The sequence below is a fragment of the Candidatus Vallotia laricis genome (assembly GCF_020541325.1).
Classification (GTDB): domain Bacteria; phylum Pseudomonadota; class Gammaproteobacteria; order Burkholderiales; family Burkholderiaceae; genus Mycetohabitans; species Mycetohabitans laricis.
Genome location: NZ_CP047399.1, coordinates 631,159 through 656,452 on the forward strand (window position 1 = coordinate 631,159; position 25,294 = coordinate 656,452).

Genomic DNA, 25,294 nt, shown 5'->3' on the forward strand with positions numbered 1-25,294 from the left:
GCTGCGCTCATTCAAGACCCTGGCTAGCTAGAAATTCGTCGTAGCGGCCCGGAAAGTCTACAATTGAGCTATCCGCTCGGACCTCTATAATTCGATTTGCCAGTCCATTAACAAATTCACGGTCGTGCGATACAAAGATCACTGTGCCCTCGTATTTCTCAAGCGCGATTTGTAGAGACTCAATAGACTCCATATCCATATGGTTCGTCGGCTCGTCCAGCAGCAACATATTGTGCCGGCCAAGCATTAGCTTTCCCCATAGCAAGCGACCTCTCTCACCGCCCGAGAGCACCTTAACGGACTTCTTTGCATCGTCGCCAGAAAATAGTAGACGCCCGAGCGTGCCCCGCACCATCGTTTCGTCGTCTCCGCCTTGACGGAACTGGTTGATCCACTCAGTTAATGTTATATCCTCTGGAAAATCTTCAGACGTATCCTGCGGTATGTAACCGATATTCGCATTCTCTGCTAAATGCACACGCCCATGATTTAAATGCAATTTTCCACATAACGCACGAAGCAATGTAGTCTTCCCGGCACCATTTTCACCAACAATAGCAATCTTTTCCCTTGGCTGTACAGATAGGCTCAGATTCTGAAAAATTATGCGATCATATTTCTTCGTAATTTGTTTTGCGAGTACTGAAATATTGTGTAATTTTTTGTCGAACTCAAAACGGACGAACGGGTTCTGTCGCGATGATGGCCTGAATTCTTCAAGCTTAATTTTATCGATTTGCTTGAGCCGACTTGTCGCCTGGCGAGCTTTAGATTTATTGGCGGAGAAACGACGAACAAAATCTTGAAGATCCGCAATACGCTCTTTGGCTTTCATATTCGCAGCAGCTTGTCTCTCTCGCGCCTGAGCCGAAGCGAGCATATAATCATCGTAGTTGCCCGGATAAATCTTTAGCGTTCCGTAATCCATGTCTGCCATATGCGTGCAAACCTGGTTTAGGAAGTGACGATCATGAGAAATAATAATCATGGTCGAATTGCGCTCATTCAGGATGTTTTCGAGCCATCGGATTGAGTTAATATCCAGATTATTTGTTGGCTCATCCAGCAATAGTAAGTCCGGATCAGAGAACAAGGCCTGCGCTAAAAGCACGCGCAGTTTCCATCCGGGTGCAATCTTATTCATCAGTCCATTATGATTCTCTATCGAAATGCCGATACCAAGCAACAATTCGCTTGCACGCGCCTCGGCGGTGTAGCCGTCATACTCAGCAAACTTCGCCTCTAACTCTGCCGCTCGCATGTAATCGTCATCACTTGCTTCCGGGTTCGAATAGATTGCGTCACGCTCACTTATTGCCTTCCACATCTCGGTGTGGCCGACTTTGACTACGTCAAGAACTCGCATATCCTCGTACGCAAACTGATCCTGGCGTAGCTTTCCTAGACGCATATTCGACTTAAGCACAACGGTACCAGAACTAGGCTCTAGGTCGCCACCAAGGATTTTCATCAATGTGGATTTTCCGCAGCCGTTCGCACCAATTAGTCCGTAACGTCTACACTCGCCGAACTTAACGGAGATATTTTCGAATAAGGGCTTGGACCCAAATTGCATTGTAAGGTTCGCAGTAGACAGCACAGGGACGTCCTCCGGGCGGAATGCGGGGAAAGTTTGGTTATTTTAACATCTCATTGCTTGTAGATGAGCCAGCAATGTGTCGAAGAATACGGGATTAATATGCCTAGTACACTAATAATTAAGACTATAGGCTTTTAGCCCTATCGCTCTAGATAATAGCTAAAATCACGCTTTATAAGCTATATGTTTTTACAAAATTTAAATAGATTTTATTGCTAAATAGAAGTGGTTAGTTTGTACTTTCATGAGGCGTTGCATCTAATCTATTTTAGATTCCTTCCGGAAATTCCGGATGGGTAGATTAAAGACTACATCTTATATATACCATCGATGCTGCTGCATCTAATAACACGATAGAAAACAGATGGCGCCTTCAATAAGATTTCATCTTGCAATTTGGGTTCGTAATCCGATTGCAAGACATTGCTACAGATCAAACTGCTTAACTATAGTTAAGCAGCGTTCTGGGCTTGGGTTATTGATAGAGTCAGCATCACGTGCTATAGATTAGCATTAAAAATCTCTGAAATTAGAAAGTGCTGTATGCTCAATAAAATATTTCTAGAGGCTAGCAAGCACCCATCCCTAGACAGGATAGACATCTTAAGATATACAGCGCTAATATCTCCAATATTTTTAATATCTCTAGCAGTATAGGATATGCTGTTAGGGTGAGCGTCCACCGGACATTATCAAAATTTGCCGCGTTTATTTGACTCTTTGGCTCAAAAGTATAAGAACGATGTAAATATTAACACTCTAAAGCACATTAACATGCACCTTGGAGCTTAGTGCACCTTTATAGCTTCAATACCTATATACTTCGAACAGGCATATAGCAACGCTTGTACTCGTTTCCCGGTACGCGATCTATGCAAGAGTTACTAACTATCTCCAGCAGTCTGCTAGCTTAAATACCGAGAAATATCGAGCACTGCTATGCTCAATATCGGAGCGAAGATCTTCTGTACTAATATAGAAAAAACAGCATACCACGATGTGACCATTTACCAACAGTGCGTATCGGCGAAATTTCATAAGGCATCACTAAATTATAAGCCCCACCCCCCACTCTAGCTAAGTGGAAATAGCTTACCCCCCCCTGACGAATGCATCTAGCTGAGCTGTTGTATAGCGAGGGCTCAACACAATTGAAAATAGCCCTCCCCCTACAACTAGAGAATTGCACTTCTAGTGCATAGCTAGATCAGTCGTCAAATGCCAAATGCCAAATGCCAAATGCCAAATGCCAAATGCCAAATGCCAAATGCCAAATGCCAAATGTAGAAACTGCAGAACAATATCTTAGCCAAGAGACGATGAGCGACGTATTACACGAGCATGCATGATAGCGCGCCTCAATCGGGGTAACCTGTGCAGCACAAGCCAGCAATCGTCAGCTGACACACTAATACCTAAGCGTATTCTAGCGTGCTTTACGCTAGATATAAGCATGATCCTTCGGTGATTGTCGCACCCATCAGGGCGCCGTTGCCACCAGACTGGTACCTGGTCAATGCCTATACCGAGATGTCGCGTCATATTCAATAGTTTAGACGAGAACCCAACAGAATAGGTATTGTCGATCTCCGCTACGATGCTGAGCTTACGCTAGATAGATATTGATAGCAGATACATTTAGTACTCTATGAGTATAGACCTGGGTGCCTCTAGCTAGTCTTATACTTGGCTTTATCAGATCGGCAATACCAGAGCCGATTATTAGATGATAATAGTCGGACCGTACGGCATGCTCTCGATTAGGAGAATATGCGTTGTCCGTACCAATACATCGTCGTCTATTTTCACATATTCGAAATAAACATTCGAGATCGAAGATAGCCTGGATGGCTATAATAGTGCACAATGACCTCCTTCTCGTTGTAATGCGCTACTACCAGATAATTTACATCTGCGTGCCGATCGCGCGCAAGTTATGGCGCGCTGCGCATTTCTACGCCAATCTGAGTCGCGTTTTTCCTTCAAGTTTAGGAAAATTATTATCGATTCCTATGCTGTCGACGCTGAAAGATTCAAAACCGGACTATGCTCGCAACGCAAGATGAGTCAACTCAGCCCATAAATCGCCTGGTACCCCAGGGTATGCCTAATATTTTTTTGAATATCTTTATTAATTATCTTAATTAAATTAATACGCCATTGAACTTAGTTCGATAACCTTGATAATAACATCTTTTGTAAATTTAATAAGGTATATCACGTACTACTATATTAGTAATAATACAGTATATGGTATAAATCAGATGGAGTTACTAAAATAGTAGAATCAACCCCGATCTAAATAGTCATAATAATTTTATTAGTGTATAATTTTATCTAATTACATCCTAGTTTTATCAAAAGGTATTGAAGCAGTTTTTATATATCTTCTTAAGAATCAAAGCGTGATTCGGAGACTGCCTCCAGCATATTATACGACACGAGAATAATATGATTTAACTATATAAGTATTAATGCAATCTGACTATGATTGCATATAGCAATGTTGAGTAACCGTCTAACGCAGAACTAACCCGTTGAAATCACAACAAAAAATCTTTTAGAATACAATGAATATTTTCTGATATCGTCGTAATCTAAAACGACTATAAAAATGCAAAGAAGAAAAAATTATCTACTTCAATCTACAGCAAAAAACTACTATTAATAGTACTTAAATGTCTCGTATAGAAAGCTATATGCTCTCATCTATAGACATATTAATGTTTCTATCTCTTCCTGACTAGAAACCTTTAACACTACTCGATTATTTAGCGCACTCCCCCTATAAGTCGATAATAATTAGGGGTGATATTATTAATCAGAAAACTTTTAGTATTTTTCTGACTTTTCGATTTAAGCATGAGATAGAGGTTAATTGATAAACCACTATCATTTTTCGCGCTCCATTCTTAAATAAAATTCAACTATTGGTTTCAAGCTCGTTTACTTATTGAGAAGTAAATAGGCGAAACAGGTCAACTTATTCTCTAATTAAGCTGAGTTAAGTCGTAAGTCTACACTGTTTACCTTACGTCACTTGTATACTGGAGTTAGGTTAGGATGAAATGTAAAAAGAGAGGAAGATATTTACTTTGAAACTAACGTGATAGCTTCAGCTTCCTGCTTGAAGCTCTTATAGAGAAAATCTATACATTAAAGTTTCTACTATTATCTTAGCTACATTAAAGTAGTCTAAACCTAGAAATTTGCAACGTAGCTACTGAGTAGTATTAGCAGCTTAAATACCTATCATAGATAGGTGAGACGCTGCGTTGTATACCAAATGAGTATTGACTACGCAATATAATTAGGATTTTTGCTGCATGCTTTCTTTGGGACATGCTATCTGTCACGGCATTAAGTTAGAGTGACCAACTCTGCCACACAATGCTATTAAATCAGAATTTATTAATGTCGATATGTACACATATACTCTTAAGTCAGCCATATTAATGCCGCCATGCGGCCTGTCGTATGATCCCGTCGGTAGGAATAAAAACGGGATGGGTCGCTAAATGTACATGCATGGGGGCCGCTCACGTAATGTACACCAACACGTGCTAGCCTTATGCGAGCTAGTTCGCCGAGATTCGCTAAGTATTTATATTGGCTATCACTATATACATCTATAGTGTTATTAACACACCCAGTTAACGCAATAAATGCCGCATTGGTCGCATCACGCTCATCGGGCCAAGACGCTTCTAGAAACGAAGTACGCACCTCTTCCCCAACTTCAAATACACTCGGCCCGATTGATGGGCCTAGGTACGCGTGTAGCGAGTTACCTGCGCGCCGTGAACTCGGAATTAAAGAGCGAACCGAGTCGACGGTATTCTGAATGACGCCACCAATAAGACCACGCCATCCACCATGTACAGCGCCGATAGCGGAGCCATCTTCATCGCAAATTAATATCGGTATACAGTCGGCTACTAATATTGCACAAACTATCTTACTGCGGTTAGTTACACTAGCATCAGCCGTTAGAAAATCTCTATTTATTACTTTGTCTGCACGAACGACGCATGTGCCATGCACTTGCTTAAGCCATGCCACATGTGCGCCTACCAGCGATATAACACGTCGACGATTTTCACGAACTGCATCTATATTATCACCAGTATGCAGACCTAAATTTAAGCCGCCAGGAACGCATTTTTGGTTTTTCAACATACCATATTTTCCACAGCTCACTCCGCCATCACGCGTAGTGATCAGGGCACATACGCGGGAACTTACGCGCCAGTTAGGTCTAATACAGTTAGATATCGATAATTTAGTAAAGCCTTGAAATGTCGAGCTATCCATCAAATTCAAAATTACCCTTTTTCGTCAGAAGTGTATTACATTCCTCATCAAGCACGTTTAATAGCCCGAGAGTAGAAGTTAATTTCTCCAGATCCTTCGGCATTTTTGAGTGCCAAGCTACCGGAACGTTAGTAGACGGATTTAAAAGCTCAAGCCGACACGCATGAAGCGCTTGTCGAGCAAATCCATGGGGAAGAGTGGGCTTTTTCCGCGAGTTGCGCACACAGCCGTACATCTGGTCTCCGAGTAATGGATAACTAGCATGCGCGAGATGCACTCGGATTTGATGCGTGCGTCCAGTATATAAATCACAGTATAGCCTCGATACCGGATGTCCGGACCATGAACTAGTAGCTACAGTTACGAAGTGTGTATGCGCGGGTTTGCTGGTAGCTCCAGTAAGAACTGCCATTCGCGTGCGCTTATGTGGATCACGCCCAATCGACTCACTAATAGATCCGCTGGGCGGTGTCACGCCCCAGGTAAGCGCGATATAGCGACGCTTAACCGTATGCGCCCGCAACTGTCTGAGCAAATTGATCTGTGCAGCTAATGTGCGCGCGACCACTATTAAGCCCGAGGTGTTTTTATCTAAACGGTGCACAATGCCAGCGCGCGGTAGTCTGGCGGCATCTGGATAATGATAAAGCAGACCGTTAAGCATCGTGCCACTCCAATTGCCCGGGGCTGGATGCACAACTAGCCCGGCCGGCTTGTTAATTACAACTAGGGTTTTATCCTCGTAGAGGATCTCCAATGGTATTGGTTCAGGCACGAACGCTAATGCTTGCGGTAGCAGATCTGGAGCGAGCCGTACGGTTGCACCTGGATGCACCCGCTGACGCGTCCACCCTCGTATGCCATCTAGAGTCACTCGGCCTGCATCGATCCATATTTGAAGTCGGCTACGCGAGAAGGTTGGAAATAGCCTCGCAAGCACCTTATCTAGCCGCTCGCCCGCCAGTGCTAACGGTACCTGCGCAATCTGCTCATCTAGGCAAACTGGACTTTCACTTAGACTATAATCATGCATACAGACACCGGAACTGGGCCGGTTATTAGAATGATTCATCTGGATTTTACTAAAAATGCGAGTGCTGAATATATTGAGGATTGCTGCTATAACTATCACAACGGTAATTGTCACCGGGTGCTATAGTTTTCCTGAGAAAATAGATGAAATGGCAGGATGGACAAATCAAGAATTATACCTGGAGGCTCGGAATGCTTTTACCTCCAGTGACTGGAGTCGGTGCTCGAAGTACTTTAAATTGCTAGAAGAGCGTGATCCATTTGGTTCTTTCGCACAACAGGCACAAATTAACATTCCATACTGTCAATGGAAAGATAATGAAAAGGAGGCAGCTAAACAATCAGCAGACCGGTTTATTCAGTTATATCCGGATCATCCGGATATCGCATATGTATATTATCTAAAAGGATTAATTGGATTTAATAATGATCAAAGTCTATTGGATTATTTTATAGCTCAGAATATAGTCGAATATGACCCAGAGATGTTACATAACGCATACGATTCGTTTCGTATCATCGTCGAAAAGTATCCTCGCAGTAAGTACGCGCTTGATGCTACACAACGTATGCGTTACATCGCAAACGTATTAGCTGAACATGAAGTAAACACCGCCGATTATTATTACCGTCGCGGTGCATATGTTGCCGCTATCAACCGTGCGCAAATAGTGCTAAAAAAATACAAAAATACAACAGCAACTGAGGACGCTCTACATATAATGGTATTAGCATATCGAAAACTCCAGCAGAAACAACTCGCTGACGATGCCCAGCGCGTGCTTATACTAACGTTTCCAGATAGCGTATACGTAACCGGCCGCACCCATACGCTGTCTAAATAAAACATTAGAGTTAATAATATGTGACATGGTGCTTTACTTAGGATCGATCAGATTACTTTTAAAGTGTTCTGTCGAGCGGCCCGCAACCAAGACAATATACTATTGTACTATTATAGATTTCATAATGGGAATGCTATCGCATAACGTTACTATATACACGAATGTTATTATTGATAGTGTAGATCATTTACTAAGTCGCGCAGACCACGCTAAGATTTTCTAACTCTTATAAAAGAAAATAGAAATACTAATTTACCAGTAGTAGTGAAAATCTTTCTAAATTATCTGTCCGGAGGTATAAAAAATGCGGTGGATTTTTATACGCTGCACATAATTCAGTTAAATTTCTGCTTTTTTATTAAAGGACTCATGGGTTACATACTCTAACGCAATTAGATGAGCAACTAACGCAGTAAAGCAGTATTGCCTTAGAGGCGATGATTTCTTTTCTCGGTCGGCGCTTTCTAGATAATAACGCACCTCCTCTAGTTAGCACAGCGCTTGATCAAGCATCACCCGGCTATACTTCGCGCCGTGAATTAGTTTTGTTTGAAATATTTTGTATCTTTATACAGAGTCTTGGCATAAATAAGCCCAAGAAAGCAAGCTCAGCACGTAACTTGCTGGGCTTTCTGCTAGAGACTAAGTATTCAATTACACAGATATATACAATACAAAATATAGCATCTATCTATCGGACGAGTATGACGAACCAGAAAATTATTGCTAGATTAAGCATCTACCTACAGATTTGGGTCATATATCACTATCGTATGAATAGTCAGATTCAATTTGGCGTCGGAATTAGCAATAATTAAAGATATAGGAAAATTGTCCACTCTTCAGTATGAATATCACTAAAACCGACAGAGTTATGACTAGTCCTAATGGAATATGGGTACTTTGGTGTAATATTTCGGTGCTGTTACTTGTAGTCCAACTCACACGGCGCAAGCTCGCATGAATATACTGAGTGAGTTTGGTTTTGACTAACAAATCCACCATAAATTAGTCAGGATATTATATAGTGCTTTATACTAAATACCACTAAATCTATGGATACAATAGATAGTTAGACACTGCCCGCTTGAGATATTTACGATCCTATATCGTAATAGTTTGTATCCTATATAGGTATAGGATTAGCTGTACTAACGTACAGCTCGCCACTCAACATTTAAATACTGAGAGCTATCGAAAATATGTCTGCTAGGTTAATTTTGATCCTGCCTATAACTCATCCCAGAAAATCTGGAGAAAAATAATAAATCCACATAATAAGTATTATTAGATAATAATCTAGGCTTGATTAAATTTAGCAATATTTGGGCCGGCCTGTTGCAAAAGCCGCCTTATCGGGCGGCAATAACAATCCTAAATATAGATGCTATTAGTCGTTATATTGGGCTAATTCAGTAGTGTCAAAATTACACACCTCCTTTAAATGGATGTCGTAGCAGAATTGTCTCATCCCGATCAGGACCAGTTGATACCATATCGATTGGCACACCGGTCACCTTCTCTAAGCGCGTCAAATACGCTTGGGCCTCCACAGGTAGTGCATCCCATTCCCTAACACCAACAGTATTTTTTTCCCAACCCGGGAAAGTTTCATACACTGGTTCACAGCGGCTTACTTGTGATGCACCGAGCGGCAGAATATCTACATCCAATCCATCGATTTTATACCCAGTGCATAGTCGAACTTCATCTAGCCTATCAAGCACATCTAGCTTTGTAATACATAATCCAGTTACGCCATTAATCTGAATCGAGCGTTTCAGTGCAGCTGCATCAAGCCAGCCAGTGCGACGAGGTCGGCCCGTTACCGAACCAAATTCTTTTCCGACACTAGCTAGCATTGACCCAATAGGGTCTTGACATTTTGGATTATCTACGTCATATAACTCGCTTGGAAATGGCCCGGCGCCTACTCGCGTACAATAAGCCTTAGTGATCCCTAAAATATAATGGAGCTTATGCGGACCAATACCAGCGCCAGCCGCCGCAGCACCCGAGACACAATTGCTGGATGTGACGAATGGATATGTACCATGGTCAATATCTAATAGAGTGCCCTGAGCACCTTCGAATAGCAAGTTTCGCCCAGCGTTATTTTCGTCATATAACCGCTGCGACACATCAATAATCATCGGCGCTAGTCGATCTGTGTAGCTAAGCATCAAATCTAGTGTTTTATGGAAATCAACTGCCGGTGCGCCTAGATATTGCGTGAGTACAAAATTATGGAAATCGAGGTTTTCGCGTAGTTGTTCCTCGAATATTGGTTTATTAAACAAATCCTGCACACGTAATGCTCGTCGTCCAAACTTATCCTCGTACGCTGGCCCAATACCGCGCCCGGTAGTGCCAATTTTGCTAGCGCCACGCCTTGACTCACGCGCCCGATCAATCTCAATATGCTGTGGTAAGATCAGCGTAGCTGCTTCAGATACGAACAGTCGATTACGTACGTTGATGCCAGCATCTTCGAGCTCAGAAATTTCCTTAAATAGGGCACAGAGCGATAGCACAACACCATTGCCAATATAACACGCAATCCCATTGCGCATAATGCCTGATGGTATTAACCGTAGAACAGTTTTTTTTCCACCAATAATTAACGTATGGCCAGCATTGTGGCCGCCTTGAAAACGCACAACACCCTGAGAGTGATCGGTAAGCCAATCGACAATTTTACCTTTTCCTTCATCACCCCACTGGGTGCCAACTACAACGACATTGCGTCCAAATTGGGCTATCGCTTGAATTGATTGATCTGCGCTAGCGGACATAATATTATTTAGACTGGTTAAAAACGTATTCTACCTACGTTTTTGGATAGAACTATTGATGATATTCAAATGCAATATTTTTAATTTTTAGCGTAGCTCAACAGTCCAAGCAGCACCTTGCTGAACAAGTACACGGTCGCAAGCAAATTCATCTAAAGTGTGCTCATGACCAGGAAACGCCTGGATCACTGTCTCCCCGCTATCTCGCAACAGTGCTACAGTAGCACGCAGCGCAGCATCATGATTCCATGGCGCCATAATGGCACTAGAGCGTGCCTGTCTCGGCGAAATTCTAGCTACTTCACGCAAGTCTAGCGAAAAACCGGTTGCTGGTCTTGCTCGCCCGTACGCAAGACCAATATAATCATAGCGACCACCGCGTGCCACAGCATTCGGCACGCCATCGACATATGCGCAGAACATTACACCACTGTGATATGCATAACCGCGTAAATCGGCCAAGTCAATTGCTACGTGCGTATCGTCAATCTGCGCCACGAGAAATTCAAGCTCATTCAGTGCACATGTGAGCGCTGGCCATGCTGGTAGTCTAGAGCGCGCCTCATCAATCACTGATGCGTCTCCATAAAGCATTGGTAATGCGAGCAGTGCATCACGTACTGGCTTCTCTAAGCCGCGCGTAAGCTCATTCAGTCTAGGTACATCTTTACCAGCTAGCGCTTCATATAGCGCGGGACCTAGCTCAACAGCACGTTCGTCGGCCCCTAGAAGGGCAGCTAGCACACCTGCATGGCATAAGTCTAGTCGTACTGGCCCCAACTCTGCGAGGCGCAAGCTATCAAGCATCAGTTGCTGTATCTCAACATCTGCTTCTAATCCTGCATGTCCGTAAATTTCGGCTCCGATCTGAATTTGATCCCGTGTTGCATGCAAACCACGTGGACGCGTATGTAACACGTGGCCCGCATAACACAGTCGCGTAACGCCCTGGCGATTTAGTAAATGCGCATCGATACGCGCGACTTGCGGGGTAATATCTGCACGTAATCCTAGCATATGTCCAGATAACTGATCAACAAGCTGGAATGTGCGTAATGCTAGGTCACTACCGCTACCGGTTAACAATGACTTAAGATACTCAAGAAGCGGTGGCATGACCATCTCATAGCCATACGAACGGAAACGATCAAGTAGCACACGACGAAGCTCTTCGAGCTTGCGAGCGCCCGATGGCAACACATCGGAAATATTTTCAGGCAACAACCAAGTTGGCATGAGCTCAAATCTAATAGCGTGACGTAGTATGGTTTGATAAGCTCGCCGACATTAGTAGAAGTATAACCTAAGATCAATTGCCATCGGCATGCCGCCGAATTTGCGTTAGCAGCGGTTATTCTAATATTGTCAAGAAGTGTACTGGTATAACATCGGCGAAATACTACAGATTAAAATACATCTGATCAGGAGCTGGGGTGTAAAGCTATGGCGCACTTTTTGCAAGAATTAGCCACATCCGATCGGAGAGTCCGTACAACCTAGTGCTTAGATCTCTTTGAAGTTGGAGTAGCTAACAAGCCTGCAGGATTTTTCATGAATCGGAAGAATTCGCTGTTCGGATCAGTGATTACTATATCACCTTTACCCATACTTCGCCGATAGGCCTCTAAGCTTTTATAGAAAGCATAGAATTTTGGATCTCGACCGAATGCGTTTGCATAGATCGCCGCAGCCTTAGCATCTCCGTTTCCTTTAATCTCCTGCGCTTTTTTATATGCATTAGCAATAACTACTTCACGTTGCTTATCTGCGTCAGCACGAATGCGCTCAGCCTCGGCAGCACCTGTTGAACGTTGCTTATTAGCAACTTGTTGGCGCTCCGCCTTCATTCGCTGATATACAGATTCACTGATATTCTCAAGTAAATCAACACGACGTAGCCGCACATCAACAATATCGATTCCCAAGTTTGATGCATCACGCTCAACCTTTTTACGAACCGCCTTCATCACAATCTCGCGTTCGTTAGAAACCACCTCCGAAACTGTGCGTTTTGTGAACTCTTCGTTTAGCGCTGCGCAGATGACCTGGATTAATCGATCTTGTGCTAGTGAGGCATCACTACGAACACTAATGTAGAACTTACGTGGATCGATAATCCTCCATTTTACAAATAAGTCAACAAGTAGATTCTTTTTTTCAGAAGTGATGTAGCGATCTGCCTCTAGATTATCAATTGTCTGGATACGCTTATCCATATAGACTACATTTTGGAAGGGTGGTGGAGCCTTCAAATGTAGCCCAGGCGCTGAAATAATCTTCTTGACTTCACCAAATGAAAAAACGATTGCATACTTCCGTTGGTCAACAATAAATATCATTGAGGATCCAACAAGCATCATTATAAATATGGTAATAACGAGGGCGATAATTCGATTCATAACATAATCCCTTACTGACCTTTATCGCGATTTCGGAAAAGATCTCGAGATCGGGGCATGTTGTGATTAACTGGTGTATTAAGTATGGGTTGATCTTGAGCTGCCTGCGTATCGGACAAGCTTTCATCTGCTAACACTTTATTCTGAAGACTATTTTCAGAAATATTTTTGCCAACTTGTGGATAGGAGCTATGCGAAAGCATTACTTTGTCTAATGGGAGGTACAGAAGGTTATTGCTAACCTCGCTATCTACCATTATTTTTGTGACATTTGTGTAGATTTGTTGCATTGTATCTAGATACATCCTTTCACTGGTAACGGCTGGTGCTTTCGCGTACTCAGCTTGTACTTGATTAAAGTGCGCAGCATCGCCTTCAGCTTGAGCTACTACTCGGGCAAGGTATCCGTTAGCATCCGCCACTATCCGAGCGGCAGTGCCTTGAGCGCGCGGTACTACGTTATTTGCATATGCCAGGGCTTCATTCTTCGCACGCTCACGATCCTGCCCAGCTTTTACGGCATCATCGAATGCAGATTGCACTTGCTGTGGTGGCTGCACATTCTGCATTGTTACGCTGCTCACGCTAATACCTGTCTTGTACTGATCCAGTATCTGTTGGATTTGCTGGGACAATTCCAGTGCGACCTGTTCACGTCCTTCATACAATACATAGTCCATCGTGTTTTTACCTACGATTTCACGCACCGTGGTTTCAGCGGCCTGCGTTACTGCGTCCTCTGTATTGACATTATTAAAAAGGAATGCAGCTGGATCTTTCACACGATACTGGACCGAGAAGCGTACATCGATGATATTTTCATCTTGAGTTAGCATCGACATGTCTTTTAGGTTTGTCGAACGAATCATATTGTCTCGTCCGATTTCAGCAGAGCGTACCTGTGAGAGATTAACACTTTCATTGCTTTGGAAAGGATACGGTAAGCGCCACTGAATTCCAGAACCGGTAGTATACATATATCTACCAAATTGCAGTACGACACCAGCTTGTCCTTCCTGCACAATATAAATACCACTAGCTATATAAATAGCAATTAGTGCACTAAGAATGATTCCTAAACCTAAATATCCACCATAGCCACTATTTGAGTTTGGTGGATCAGGTCTCTCACTTTTGCTCCTAAGATCTCTTTGACTGAACAACCGTTTGATTTGGTGATTAAAGTTGCGCCATAACTCTTCTAAGTCGGGCGGACCTTCTTGGTTAATTTTGTTGGTATTGCCTTGATTCTGTGGATGTAATGATACATTGCTATTTCCTTGGCTGCTCCATGCTGGAGCAGTTATTGAAAGTAGGGCGTTTGTACGCTGCCATACACTTTGAATGCTTTTGTTTTTGACCATATTACAGCCGGTTATTGCAGCCGGTTATTACGAAATGCAGTTATCGTATAACTGCATTATTAGCTACTGCGTCAGTTTTGTTTGAATACAACTCCATTATGTTCAGGATGAGTAACATGATTATTGGTGACAATATTATTTAGATCGCACCTTCACTTTTGTAAGCTAAGCGCTTTTTCGGCTATCACATCGTACAAAGCATTAAGTCCTTGACCAGTCCGCGCACTTAAAAAAATGCACTCAATATTTCCGTGATCGTTCCTCTTAATAGGGTTACCTTGGTTTATTAACTCAGGTTTTTGGTCAATCTTATTGAAGATAATAATTTGTGGAACTGATGCTGCGCCAATCTGGCATAATATATCATTGACCTGCTGAATTTGATTTACATGCACTGCGCTAGACGCATCGACGACATGCAGCAGTAAATCAGCATGCACAGTCTCCTCTAACGTTGCGCGAAAAGCCGAAACTAATTGGTGTGGTAAGTCACGAATAAAGCCAACTGTATCAGAAATCACGACATTGTTCGCTTCACGGAGATAGAGGCGGCGTGATGTCGTATCTAATGTTGCAAATAATTGGTTGGCTACGTAGGTTTTTTCTTTGGTTAATGCATTAAATAGTGTTGACTTTCCGGCATTTGTATAGCCAACTAATGACACTGACAATTTACAATTACGATCGCGCTGTCTTCGCTGTATACCGTGTTGACGCTTAAGTTTACTTAATTTGCTGCGCAATATTTTAATTCGTTTACTAATTAACTGCCGATCAGTCTCCAGCTGAGTTTCGCCAGGACCTCGCAATCCGATTCCACCTTTCTGCCGTTCTAGGTGGGTCCACGCTCGCACTAAGCGAGTAGACATATATTGCAGCTGCGCTAGTTCTACTTGTAACTTACCCTCATAACTACGCGCGCGTTGCGCAAAGATATCAAGAATCAGGCTGGTACGATCAACGACACGTCGCTCTAGCGCGTATTCTAGATTGCGCTGCTGTGCGGGCGATAGTGTATGGTTAAAGATAACAATCTTTATATTATGATCTTGAATACCGCATTGAAGTTCTTTAAGTTTTCCACTGCCTATAAAATATGCAGCATTTGGACTGGATCGTCGCCCCGTTAGCATAAGCACCGGGCAAGCTCCAGCACTATTGGCGAGCGCACCTAGTTCCTCAAATCCAGCTTGAAAAGAGCCTCTTCCAAAATCTATGCTAATAAGCGCCGCGTTAATCAAGTTGATAAAATATTAGATGTGGAAAGAGTTTTCATGCAATTAGCGGGTACCTATCTCTACATCGGATTAGACTCTTCTGAATCAGGATAAAAGTTCACTAATCGCGCGGGTACGACAGTCGAGATTGCGTGCTTGTACACCATTTGTGTAACAGTATTGCGAAGCAATACTACATATTGATCAAATGACTCGATATTACCTTGTAGCTTAATACCGTTAACTAGATAAATCGATACAGGCACATGCTCCTTGCGTAGTGCGTTTAGAAACGGGTCTTGTAACAGTTGCCCTTTGTTACTCATAGAAAACTCCGAGTTAATCTTTTCAGATTAATAGTATAAGCGACAAAAAAGATAACGCTGGGAATCCTTTTACTATAGATTTAATTTAATGCACTTAATAGGCAAATAATCACAGAAGATTCAGTCTAAGTCTGTATAAGGATTACGACTAAGACGAAATTCTATGCGCAATGGGGTGCCATCTAAGCTAAAAGTTTCTCGAAAACATCTTTCTAGATAACGTTTATACGTATCGGTAACCGCATGTAAAGCATTACCGTGAATCACAATAATTGGGGGATTTTGCCCTCCCTGATGGGCATAACGTAGCTTAGGGCGAATTAGGCCGCGCTGGCGTGGCTGCTGGAACTGTACGGCAGCGATTAGTGCCCGTGTAAGCTTAGGTGTTGATAGTTTGGCCATTGCGGCTGTGTACGCTGCATTCACCGAGAGCATTAATGCACCTATTCTTGTCTTTTCTACTGCTGAGATATAATGCACGCTTGCAAAGCTGAGGAATTTGAGCTTGCGAGCTAAGTCAGTTTTAGTGCGTTGACGCACGTGTTCATTGAGGCCATCCCATTTGTTAACCCCAATCACAAGAGCCCGACCCTGCTCAACAATAAAGCTGGCAATATGTGCATCTTGCTCCGAAATATCCTGCTGTGCGTCAAGAAGCAGGATTACGACATGAGCATCAGCGATCGATTGCAGTGTTTTAACTACCGAGAACTTTTCGACTGCCTCAAACATCTTCCCTCGCTTTCGAAGACCGGCGGTATCGATCAGAGTATATTGTCGACCATGGCGCTTAAAATCGATATAAATAGAATCGCGCGTTGTTCCAGGTAGATTGAATGCAATCATTCGCTCCTCGCCAAGCAAGGTATTTACTAATGTTGATTTACCTACATTAGGCCGACCTACGATAGCTATTTTTACTCCATGTATCTTGTGCTCTTGGTTGTGTGACACTCGGTCTGTATAGGCAAGAGTAAGCGCTTGTTTAATCATCTCAGTAACGCCATCTCCATGTGCGGCAGAGATTGCTCGTGGGTCGCCCAAGCCGAGTTCATAGAAATCCGCCGATACTGCACTATATTTCATGCCCTCAGCCTTGTTAACAACCAGAAAGATTGGGCGACCTGTTTTGCGCAAATAATGGACAATTGTCTTATCTTGCTGCATAAGGCCATTACGGCCATCGACTAAAAATATTACTACATTAGCTTCCTCAACTGCTCGACGCGTCTGCTGGGCCATCTGATATAGAATGCCATCTTTGGAAACTGGCTCAAAACCTCCTGTATCTATGACTAGGTAGGGTCGTTCACCGACTCGTCCTTCGCCATAATGGCGATCTCGCGTTAGTCCTGGAAGCTCTGCGACTAGTGCATCTCTCGAGCGCGTCAACCGGTTGAACAGCGTAGATTTTCCAACATTAGGGCGCCCAATGAGTACAATTACGGGCTTCATGTTACTTTTCCAAAACGCACATGTGCTGACTTATTGTAGTCGGAAACCGTATAAATCACCGTCGCTGGTCTGCACAACTAATGTGTTCCCAGCAACAACCGGTTGCGCAATTATGGATCCGCTTGTCTTTCTACGCGCAACAAATTCCCCGGTATCACGTGATAGAAAGTGAATAAATCCGTGGCAGTCGCCGACCACTACTATATTACCGATAATTGTTGGCGCAGTGACAGCGTATCCCTGTAGATGCACGTTATGCCATAGAGACTTCCCGTTTGTGGAATCGTATAGCGATATGCCAGACCCTTCGTCTGTAGATACTACCGCATAATCATCTTGAGCTAATCCACTATAACTAGAAAACGGTTGTTTCCACAGTACGCGCCCGCTTAAAACATCAAAACAACCAATTTGCCCCTGGAAATTTACCGCACAAGTTCGTGAGCCTACGACCGTAGGTGCACCGACTACATCATGAATACGCTCAACCTCAGTTGTACCATGTGGATAGGAAACTAATGTTTGCCAGTATTCATGACCATTTTGCAAATTGATTGCAGAAAGCGATCCATCCGGGAAACCTGCTAACAGCATATTCTTACCCGCTAACGTAATACCAGCGATAGTCTGCAGATTTAAAGGCACCGAGCGGTTTACATAAACCCATTTTTGTTCGCCAGTCCGTGAGTTGAATGCCGTAATACGTCCATCAATCGTCCGTACAAGTACAAAATCCTGACCTACTGCTGGTGGTGTAATGATTTTTCCAAGCACATTTGCTTTCCATAAGATCTTTCCATCATTGTCAAGCACAAATACGCTACCCTCAAGCGTGCAAACTGCAGTTATCATTCCATCGCTGCTGACACCAGCGGACAGGTCTACGCCTAATTTTGTGCGCCAAATTTCTTTGCCATTAGTCGCATCAATCTTTAGCACGGACCCGTTTTTGCTGGCTGCATATACATAATCGCCTACAGAAGATGGGACGAAAAAATATCTCCCAGATCTTCCTACACTAATCCTCCAAACTTCAGATATCTCATGCGCAGTTTTGATCGGGATTAGCGCCGTCGAGGAACAATGTATACCTTTAGTAAACGAGCATGCAGCAAGCATGGCTGGTGGAAGTAGGTAGGCAAACAGTCGAACGTAATAGATAACAAAATTCATTAATTAATAACATATAGGCGGTTAATAGAAATTAAACTGATAATCGATCAATAACATAGAAAACTACGATCTTATTATCCCTATAAACCTATTTCGCATGTCTAATCTACAATATTTACTTACAAGTATTTTATAGCAGCCGACGTCACGTTGAGTAATGAATTAACAGACATACTAAGGCATGTCTCTAGATCCATTAGAATATGCTTGGACTAGTGGTTGTCTCCTAGGTTTGCTGGCCATGTTTAGAGCACGGCTGCCTGCAGCATCTAAGATTGTATAAGCAGCATTCACTGCAGTTTATACTTACTCGTCATTTGATTAATACTTTTTCGTCTTGGCTGCTATTAAATTAGTTAGAAATTCAGCCAAGCATTTAGTTGGCACCCGTTGTTGAATACGATCTGCGTTCGTGATCGTTCGATCGCTACGAAGCAGTTTGATCGACACTTCATCCTGCCGCACCTCGTCGTCACCAATTATCACTGCATACATAGCACCGCTCACATCAGCGAACCTCATCTGTGACCGCAAACTTACCGACGTATTGTCTGTGCTGCAATGCAAGACCACATCTAACCCCGTATCGCGTAGCTGTTCAGCCATAACAAATGCACGACTATGAGCTACATCGCCTTGGTACACAATATAAACGTCGCAACCGTCGTCTGATGGAACCGGATTATCCTCGCGTAGCAGTTCCAAAATACGCTCGATACCTAAAGCCCAGCCGCACGCCAGTGCTGGCTTACCACCTAGTTGTTTGATTAGGGGGTCATATCGGCCACCACCGCCGACGCTACCTTGCGCACCAAGCCTGTCAGTTACCCACTCAAATACTGTCATATTATAATAGTCCAACCCTCGAACAAGCCGAGGATTAATAGTAAATGAGACATTATTCGCACTAAGCAGGGATTGCACTCCCTTAAAATGCCCGAGCGATTCCTCCCCGAGGAAGTCAATTATCTTAGGTGCATTCGCTGCAATATCCTGCAGTGCAGGATTTTTTGTATCTAGCACACGTAATGGGTTCGTATATAGCCGATGCTTTGAATCATTATCGAGCAACTCGATATATTTCTCTAGGTAGGTAATCAATTGATCTCGGTGAGCGGCGCGTTCATGTTTGTGCCCCAGGGAATTTAATTCAAGACGAATACCTGTAAGTCCTAAGTCGCTCCAAAGTCGCTGGCACATCAAGATAATTTCCGCATCTACATCCGGACCCGCGAATCCAAGTGCTTCGACACCAACTTGATGAAACTGTCGATAGCGACCGCGTTGTGGACGTTCGTGGCGAAACATCGGCCCGATATACCAAAGCCGCTTGGGGCCATCGTATAGCAGGTTATGTTCGATCGCCGCACGGACTACCGCAGCAGTATTCTCGGGACGCATCGTCAATTGCTGCCCATTTAATGAATCGACAAAGCTATACATTTCTTTTGTAACAATATCCGTTACTTCACCGATACTTCGCCTAAATAATGACGTATATTCAAGAATTGGGGTACGGATGTTCCGATATCCATAGGCATGCAATATCGATTTGATAGCGTTCTCAAGAAATCTCCACAGACCGACGTCGCATGGCAAGATATCGTTCATTCCTTTAACGCCGGTTAACTTATCTGGTTTGTGTTTATTTTCTATCATGTCGATTCTAGGATACTCCGGGTTCAGAATGTGCGTAACATGCTTTTTTAGCTCGCTACTGTTACACTATAAGTACGCCGGACATAGTCGTTAACGATATCCTGAAATTGCTCCACGATGCGCGTTCCGCGCAGCGTGGTCGTTTTCACGCCATCGATGAACACAAGCGCCGCTGGATTTTCGCCAGTTCCCGGCAAGCTAATGCCGATATTTGCATGCTTAGACTCGCCGGGACCATTAACGATGCAGCCCATAACTGCGATATTCATCGTTTCGACACCAGGATACTGTTTTTTCCACACTAGCATCTGCGTTCGAAGATAGTTTTGAATTCGTGATGCTAACTTCTGAAACACGGCACTTGTAGTACGACCACACCCTGGACATGCAATCACCATCGGCATAAACGAGCGTAGCCCCATCGTCTGTAAAATTTCCTGGGCAACAATAACTTCACTAGTACGTAAAGCCCCTGGTTCCGGCGTAAGCGAGACACGAATCGTATCACCAATGCCCTTTTGCAATAGCACCGATAGAGAAACAGCTGATGCAACAATACCTCTTGAGCCTATCCCCGCTTCGGTAAGTCCTAGGTGTAAGGCAAAACTACAACGAATCGATAGCTCCTGATAGACTGCAATCAGATCTTGCACACTGCTAACCTTGCACGAAAGCACAATACGATCATGTCCTAAACCAAGTTCGATAGCACGCTCAGCCGAACTAATTGTGGACTGGATCAGTGCTTCGTACATCAGGCTTGATACATTCCATGGTGCTACACGTCGTGAATTCTCATCTATCATGTGAGCAACTAGATCCTGGTCTAAGCTGCCCCAATTCACGCCAATTCTCACTGGCTTATTATAGAAAATTGCTGCCTCAATAATCTGATCGAATTGCACGCTTCGCTTAGCGCCCTGCCCAACATTACCAGGGTTGATTCGGTATTTCGAGAGTGCTTGCGCGCAATCCGGGTAGTCGCGCAACAGCTGATGACCGTTATAATGGAAATCGCCAATAAGGGGCACGTTTACGCCCATACAATCAAGTTTCTCACGGATTACTGGCACCGCGGTTGCGGCCTCGGGTGTATTAATCGTGATACGAACTAGCTCAGAGCCTGCTTGCGCAAGATCTTTAATCTCAATGGCCGTACTAATTGGATCGGCAGTATCGGTGCTCGCCATAGATTGCACACAAACTGGTGCGCTACCGCCAATCATTACTGAATGGTCTTGCCAGCGTACTATAACCGCATGCGCTTGACGCCTTGGAGCAGAGCCAGCAAATACTTGTTTACTCGACACTATAAAGCTCGCTATCAGCACAGTACCGGATTCAAACAGAACCCAGAAGGAATTGAATTATGTCACCGTATAATACATTAATCTTTGTAGCATTATGGCGTAGCAAAATTGACTGCCCATAGGCTTACTACACTAGCTATATCTAGTATCACTGTAGACTAGATCGTGAGACGTTTCTCTGAAATTTAGAAGAAATGACGATATATTATGATGATATGTTAAATTAGACTAACTGTCTGCGACACCTTGATGATTCCCCCATCCTTACTATCAAATAGTCATGCCGTCTAGTGTTACCAACATATCTCCCGGCATAGCGCTTACCAGAATTGTAGGAACACTAAAGCTAACTCCCCTTGACTACCTCGTATTGCGGAAATGTAATAAGTATGCTCAAACTAATACTAATTACATACCTAATAATAGAGTGGTGATATCTATAACTATATTAGTACTGTCAAGCTTTCAGCGAATAAGCTAACTCTCCTCCGCCAGCAAACCATACTGCTACGATTGCCGCTAATGTAATCACAAGTCCGACGATCCACATCCACGGCCGAAGTCTGGGGGTGCCTCTAAAATTCATAACGATACGTTCTCGTGGTAATCCAATGCCACTGTTTGTGGGTAGTGAGATATCGGGCTTAATTGGTACACCAGCATCTCGGAGAGTATCGATTAATGGCATGGGATTAATCCCGATCATTTTCGCATAGCTGCGCACTACGCCAATTGCAAACATCGTATCCGGCAGGTGGCTGTAATCTCCTAATTCTAGCTCGCGCAACTTGTTCGGCGAGACTTTTAAGCGCGCGGATACATCTTCAATTGACCAGCTTTTAGCCTTGCGTAGCTTTTCAAGCTGCGCACCAACCCGCCGAGCGGATTCTATCGCAACGCTCGGATCTAAATTTTTATCTGTGACACTCGAGTTATGGAGCATCGGATGCTGCTGATTATCCATCCTTAATTCCTTATAGAATTCTTTGCGCTGCTCTCTGCCTTGCCATACCGATGACCTGATTGAATCAAATGTTTAAAAAATTGGATCAGAAAGGGCTATTTATCAGAAAGATAATAACCTACGAATTATAATTCGTGATGGGAGCGAATGACATAAAATCAGTAGAACGCAATATATCCTACCTAGATAGCATTCCCTTGGATATCGTTACTATCCCAGATTTTCCAAAGCAGGATCTTATTTACGTTTTGTTCCCCTCCGTTATCATATATTATTAGAGCACTTACTAGTCAGTATGAGACCAGCATTGGTGCCTTGTTGCACGCGCTCTGCCGCCCTGGTGCGATCACGAACCTCGCCCACTAACTGGCCGCAAGCTGCATCGATATCAGAGCCACGTGTTCTACGCACGGTCGTTGTAACACCACCATCCATCAGAATATGCGTGAACCGCTTAATCCTCTCCGCAGAAGAACACAATAGTCTGGATCCGGGAAATGGATTGAAGGGTATCAAGTTAAATTTACACGATACATCGCTAGTTAATTCAAGTAGCTGTTGTGCGCACTTATCGCTGTCATTAATACCATCCAGCATGCAATATTCGAACGTAATAAAATCTCGTGGCGAGACACGAAGATATCGGCTACATGACACCATTAATTCTTCAAGCGGGTGCTTTTGATTCAGCGGCACTAATTTATCGCGCAACGCGTTGTTGGGTGCGTGCAATGACACGGCTAGTGCTACAGGTAACTCATCTGCGAGCCGGTTAATCATTGGCACAACCCCGGATGTAGAAAGTGTTACTCGGCGACGTGATAATCCGTATGCGTGGTCATCAAGCATCAATCGCATAGCAGATACTACTGCATCGAAATTTAGTAGTGGCTCACCCATGCCCATCATCACAACGTTCGTAATTACTCGCTCACCCGCAGAAAATCTGCCGTGAGTGGCACGTAGAGCAAACTCGGTCATCCATAACTGCCCAATAATCTCTCCAACGACGAGATTACGCGAGAAACCTTGTTTTCCAGTCGAACAAAAACAACAGTTTACAGCACAGCCAGCCTGTGATGATATGCAAAGCGTACGGCGTCTTTGCTCTGGAATATAAACAGTCTCTATAGCATTACCTTCGCCGACATCGAGTAGCCACTTTCTCGTGCCGTCTGCAGATGTGTAATCTTTGAGAACCGCTGGATAGCGGATTGATGCGTAGGTTTTGAGCTTATCACGTAGCGATTTCGCAAGAATAGTCATTGCGTCAAAATTGCTCATACCCCGATGATGAATACAATGCTGCAACTGACGAGCACGAAATGGTTTTTCTCCAAAACTCGCGCAGTACTCGACCAGACCTGTAGGATCAAAATCAAGAAGATTTACTACGTTAGTCATTATTGCGCTTAGTTTTTTAAAAAGTGCCTGACGAAACGTTACGTTGAGAGTAGACGTTTATTTCCGGAAAGAAGAAGGCGATCTCAGTAGCCGCTGTTTCCTGCGAATCAGAGCCATGTATCGCATTAGCATCGATGCTAACCGCAAAATCCGCACGAATTGTACCTGTTTCAGCTTTCTTGGGATCAGTCGCACCCATAAGCCTACGATTCTTCGCAATCGCATCGTCACCCTCAAGCACTTGAATCATAAGTGGGCCTAATATCATAAATTCAATTAGATCCTTAAAAAAAGGCTGATTTTTATGTATCACGTAAAACTTTTCCGCATCCGAGCGCGACAGATAGGCCATATTGGCCGCTATAATTTTTAGCCCGGCGTTCTCAAAACGACTATATATTTGACCAATCACATTTTTTGCGACAGCATCGGGTTTGATAATCGATAAAGTTCGCTCTATCGTCATGAAAAAGCTCCGAAAATGAGGGAATTATAGGGCCTACACAACTGCCATCCTAGCATGAAGCGGTGTATCATTACCGAAAGAGCCCACAATACCGCAAGACTATAACTTATATGACGCGCAGCTTGACATTAAATTGTCGTCATAAGATAACTAAGGCGATGCAAGCATCGTTAGTAAGGCAAATACTGTAAGGAGAAACTATGGCTGACCCTCATATCTATAGGTTTGGGCATACCGACACCATTGTGTCTACTAAAACTCAACATAAAGTACTACGTAATACATATTGGCTATTAGCACTGTCGATGATTCCAAGCGTGTTTGGTGCATGGATCGGAGTCATAACAGGCTTTTCTCTATTCACCGCTACTTCGCCAATAATAAGTGTGTTAGCTTTCCTTGTGATCGCGTTTGGCTTTATATTTGCAATCGAGCAGACTAAGCACCGAGCAATAGGTGTATTCCTCTTGCTTGGCTTCACATTTTTCATGGGTCTCATGCTTTCGCATCTCCTAAGCCTTGTGCTTGGATTCACAAATGGCACATCATTGATCATGCTAGCTTTTGGTGGAACCGGTTTAATTTTTGCCACGATGGCAACTATTGCCACAGTAAGCAAGCGAGATTTTTTTGGCTTGGGTAAATGGTTATTTGTTGGCGTATTTGTGATGGCATTTGCCTCTATCGCAAATATCTTTTTACAACTCTCTGCTCTTATGCTAACGGTGTCGATTTTATCAATTATAATCTTCTCCGCCTACATGCTACTAGACGTGCAACGTGTAGTTAAGGGCGGAGAAACAAACTATATTAGCGCAGCGTTAATGATTTATTTAGATTTATATAATGTGTTCACGAATCTGCTAGTGTTCCTCGGCATTTTAGGTGGGAACCGCAATAACTAAGTTAGATAGACGGGCGTGCGTGAGCGCGCCCGTCTAATGAGCGATAGCTCTGATATGGTCTGCAAA

General features: G+C 43.5%; 19 protein-coding genes and 1 pseudogene. 3 read left to right on the forward strand and 17 right to left on the reverse strand.

Going from position 1 to position 25,294, the window contains the following annotated elements; all coding sequences use genetic code 11:
* Positions 1-7 precede the first annotated feature (7 nt).
* From GKR41_RS02430 to GKR41_RS02445, 4 genes are all read right to left on the reverse strand, one after another.
* Positions 8-1,600, reverse strand: coding sequence for an ABC-F family ATPase (locus GKR41_RS02430; protein ID WP_226809613.1), 1,593 nt, complete (start codon positions 1,598-1,600; stop codon positions 8-10).
* Positions 1,601-2,905: 1,305 nt separating this feature from the next.
* Positions 2,906-3,142 (reverse strand): hypothetical protein, encoded by a 237-nt coding sequence (locus tag GKR41_RS02435; protein WP_226809614.1) that lies wholly within the window; start codon positions 3,140-3,142, stop codon positions 2,906-2,908.
* Positions 3,143-5,038: 1,896 nt separating this feature from the next.
* On the reverse strand, positions 5,039-5,914 hold the full coding sequence (gene pgeF / locus GKR41_RS02440; protein ID WP_226810233.1) for a peptidoglycan editing factor PgeF: 876 nt from the start codon (positions 5,912-5,914) through the stop codon (positions 5,039-5,041).
* Entirely contained in the window at positions 5,907-6,947 is a 1,041-nt protein-coding gene (locus GKR41_RS02445; RefSeq protein ID WP_226809615.1) for an RluA family pseudouridine synthase, read from the reverse strand. Before GKR41_RS02445 ends, pgeF begins: the two co-directional genes overlap by 8 nt.
* 55 nt (positions 6,948-7,002) lie before the next feature.
* On the opposite strand from GKR41_RS02445, the gene GKR41_RS02450 reads away from it, so the two are divergent.
* Both GKR41_RS02450 and GKR41_RS02455 read left to right on the forward strand, forming a co-directional pair.
* Positions 7,003-7,791 carry an outer membrane protein assembly factor BamD gene (locus GKR41_RS02450; RefSeq protein ID WP_226809616.1) on the forward strand — a complete coding sequence of 263 codons (789 nt, stop codon included), beginning with the start codon at positions 7,003-7,005 and terminating at the stop codon, positions 7,789-7,791.
* 437 nt (positions 7,792-8,228) lie between these two features.
* The gene (locus GKR41_RS02455) at positions 8,229-8,609 is read left to right on the forward strand and encodes a hypothetical protein (RefSeq protein WP_226809617.1); all 381 of its coding nucleotides are present in this window, start codon (positions 8,229-8,231) and stop codon (positions 8,607-8,609) included.
* A 609-nt stretch (positions 8,610-9,218) separates the two neighbouring features.
* On the opposite strand, the gene GKR41_RS02460 is transcribed toward GKR41_RS02455, so the two are convergent.
* The 13 genes and pseudogenes from GKR41_RS02460 to ndk form a co-directional block, all read right to left on the reverse strand.
* The gene (locus tag GKR41_RS02460; RefSeq protein WP_226809618.1) at positions 9,219-10,586 is read right to left on the reverse strand and encodes an adenylosuccinate synthase; all 1,368 of its coding nucleotides are present in this window, start codon (positions 10,584-10,586) and stop codon (positions 9,219-9,221) included.
* A gap of 87 nt (positions 10,587-10,673) precedes the next feature.
* Complete coding sequence (locus GKR41_RS02465) at positions 10,674-11,822, reverse strand: ATP phosphoribosyltransferase regulatory subunit (RefSeq protein ID WP_226809619.1); 1,149 nt, start codon at positions 11,820-11,822, stop codon at positions 10,674-10,676.
* 260 nt (positions 11,823-12,082) lie between these two features.
* The gene (gene hflC / locus GKR41_RS02470; protein WP_226809620.1) at positions 12,083-12,985 is read right to left on the reverse strand and encodes a protease modulator HflC; all 903 of its coding nucleotides are present in this window, start codon (positions 12,983-12,985) and stop codon (positions 12,083-12,085) included.
* Positions 12,986-12,996: 11 nt separating this feature from the next.
* Positions 12,997-14,349: an FtsH protease activity modulator HflK gene (hflK, locus tag GKR41_RS02475; protein ID WP_226809621.1), complete on the reverse strand. Its 1,353-nt coding sequence runs from the start codon at positions 14,347-14,349 to the stop codon at positions 12,997-12,999.
* Positions 14,350-14,519: 170 nt separating this feature from the next.
* Positions 14,520-15,590, reverse strand: a pseudogene (gene hflX / locus GKR41_RS02480) (GTPase HflX); the annotation flags it as partial.
* Positions 15,591-15,646: 56 nt separating this feature from the next.
* The gene (gene hfq / locus GKR41_RS02485; RefSeq protein WP_226809623.1) at positions 15,647-15,892 is read right to left on the reverse strand and encodes an RNA chaperone Hfq; all 246 of its coding nucleotides are present in this window, start codon (positions 15,890-15,892) and stop codon (positions 15,647-15,649) included.
* Positions 15,893-16,012: 120 nt separating this feature from the next.
* Positions 16,013-17,347 (reverse strand): ribosome biogenesis GTPase Der, encoded by a 1,335-nt coding sequence (der, locus tag GKR41_RS02490; RefSeq protein ID WP_226809624.1) that lies wholly within the window; start codon positions 17,345-17,347, stop codon positions 16,013-16,015.
* A gap of 30 nt (positions 17,348-17,377) precedes the next feature.
* A complete protein-coding gene (gene bamB, locus GKR41_RS02495; RefSeq protein WP_226809625.1) occupies positions 17,378-18,520 on the reverse strand; it encodes an outer membrane protein assembly factor BamB in 1,143 nt (380 codons plus the stop codon).
* A 321-nt stretch (positions 18,521-18,841) separates the two neighbouring features.
* Positions 18,842-20,179, reverse strand: coding sequence for a histidine--tRNA ligase (hisS, locus tag GKR41_RS02500; protein WP_226809626.1), 1,338 nt, complete (start codon positions 20,177-20,179; stop codon positions 18,842-18,844).
* Between the two features lie 47 nt (positions 20,180-20,226).
* On the reverse strand, positions 20,227-21,492 hold the full coding sequence (gene ispG, locus GKR41_RS02505) for a flavodoxin-dependent (E)-4-hydroxy-3-methylbut-2-enyl-diphosphate synthase (protein WP_420885671.1): 1,266 nt from the start codon (positions 21,490-21,492) through the stop codon (positions 20,227-20,229).
* Positions 21,493-21,946: 454 nt separating this feature from the next.
* Complete coding sequence (locus GKR41_RS02510; protein ID WP_226809627.1) at positions 21,947-22,453, reverse strand: helix-turn-helix domain-containing protein; 507 nt, start codon at positions 22,451-22,453, stop codon at positions 21,947-21,949.
* 264 nt (positions 22,454-22,717) lie between these two features.
* Entirely contained in the window at positions 22,718-23,857 is a 1,140-nt protein-coding gene (gene rlmN, locus GKR41_RS02515; RefSeq protein ID WP_226809628.1) for a dual-specificity RNA methyltransferase RlmN, read from the reverse strand.
* Between the two features lie 16 nt (positions 23,858-23,873).
* Positions 23,874-24,323, reverse strand: coding sequence for a nucleoside-diphosphate kinase (ndk, locus tag GKR41_RS02520; protein ID WP_226809629.1), 450 nt, complete (start codon positions 24,321-24,323; stop codon positions 23,874-23,876).
* A gap of 200 nt (positions 24,324-24,523) precedes the next feature.
* Here ndk and GKR41_RS02525 point away from each other — a divergent pair, with 200 nt between their 5' ends.
* A complete protein-coding gene (locus GKR41_RS02525) occupies positions 24,524-25,228 on the forward strand; it encodes a Bax inhibitor-1 family protein (RefSeq protein ID WP_226809630.1) in 705 nt (234 codons plus the stop codon).
* The last annotated feature ends 66 nt before the right edge of the window (positions 25,229-25,294 follow it).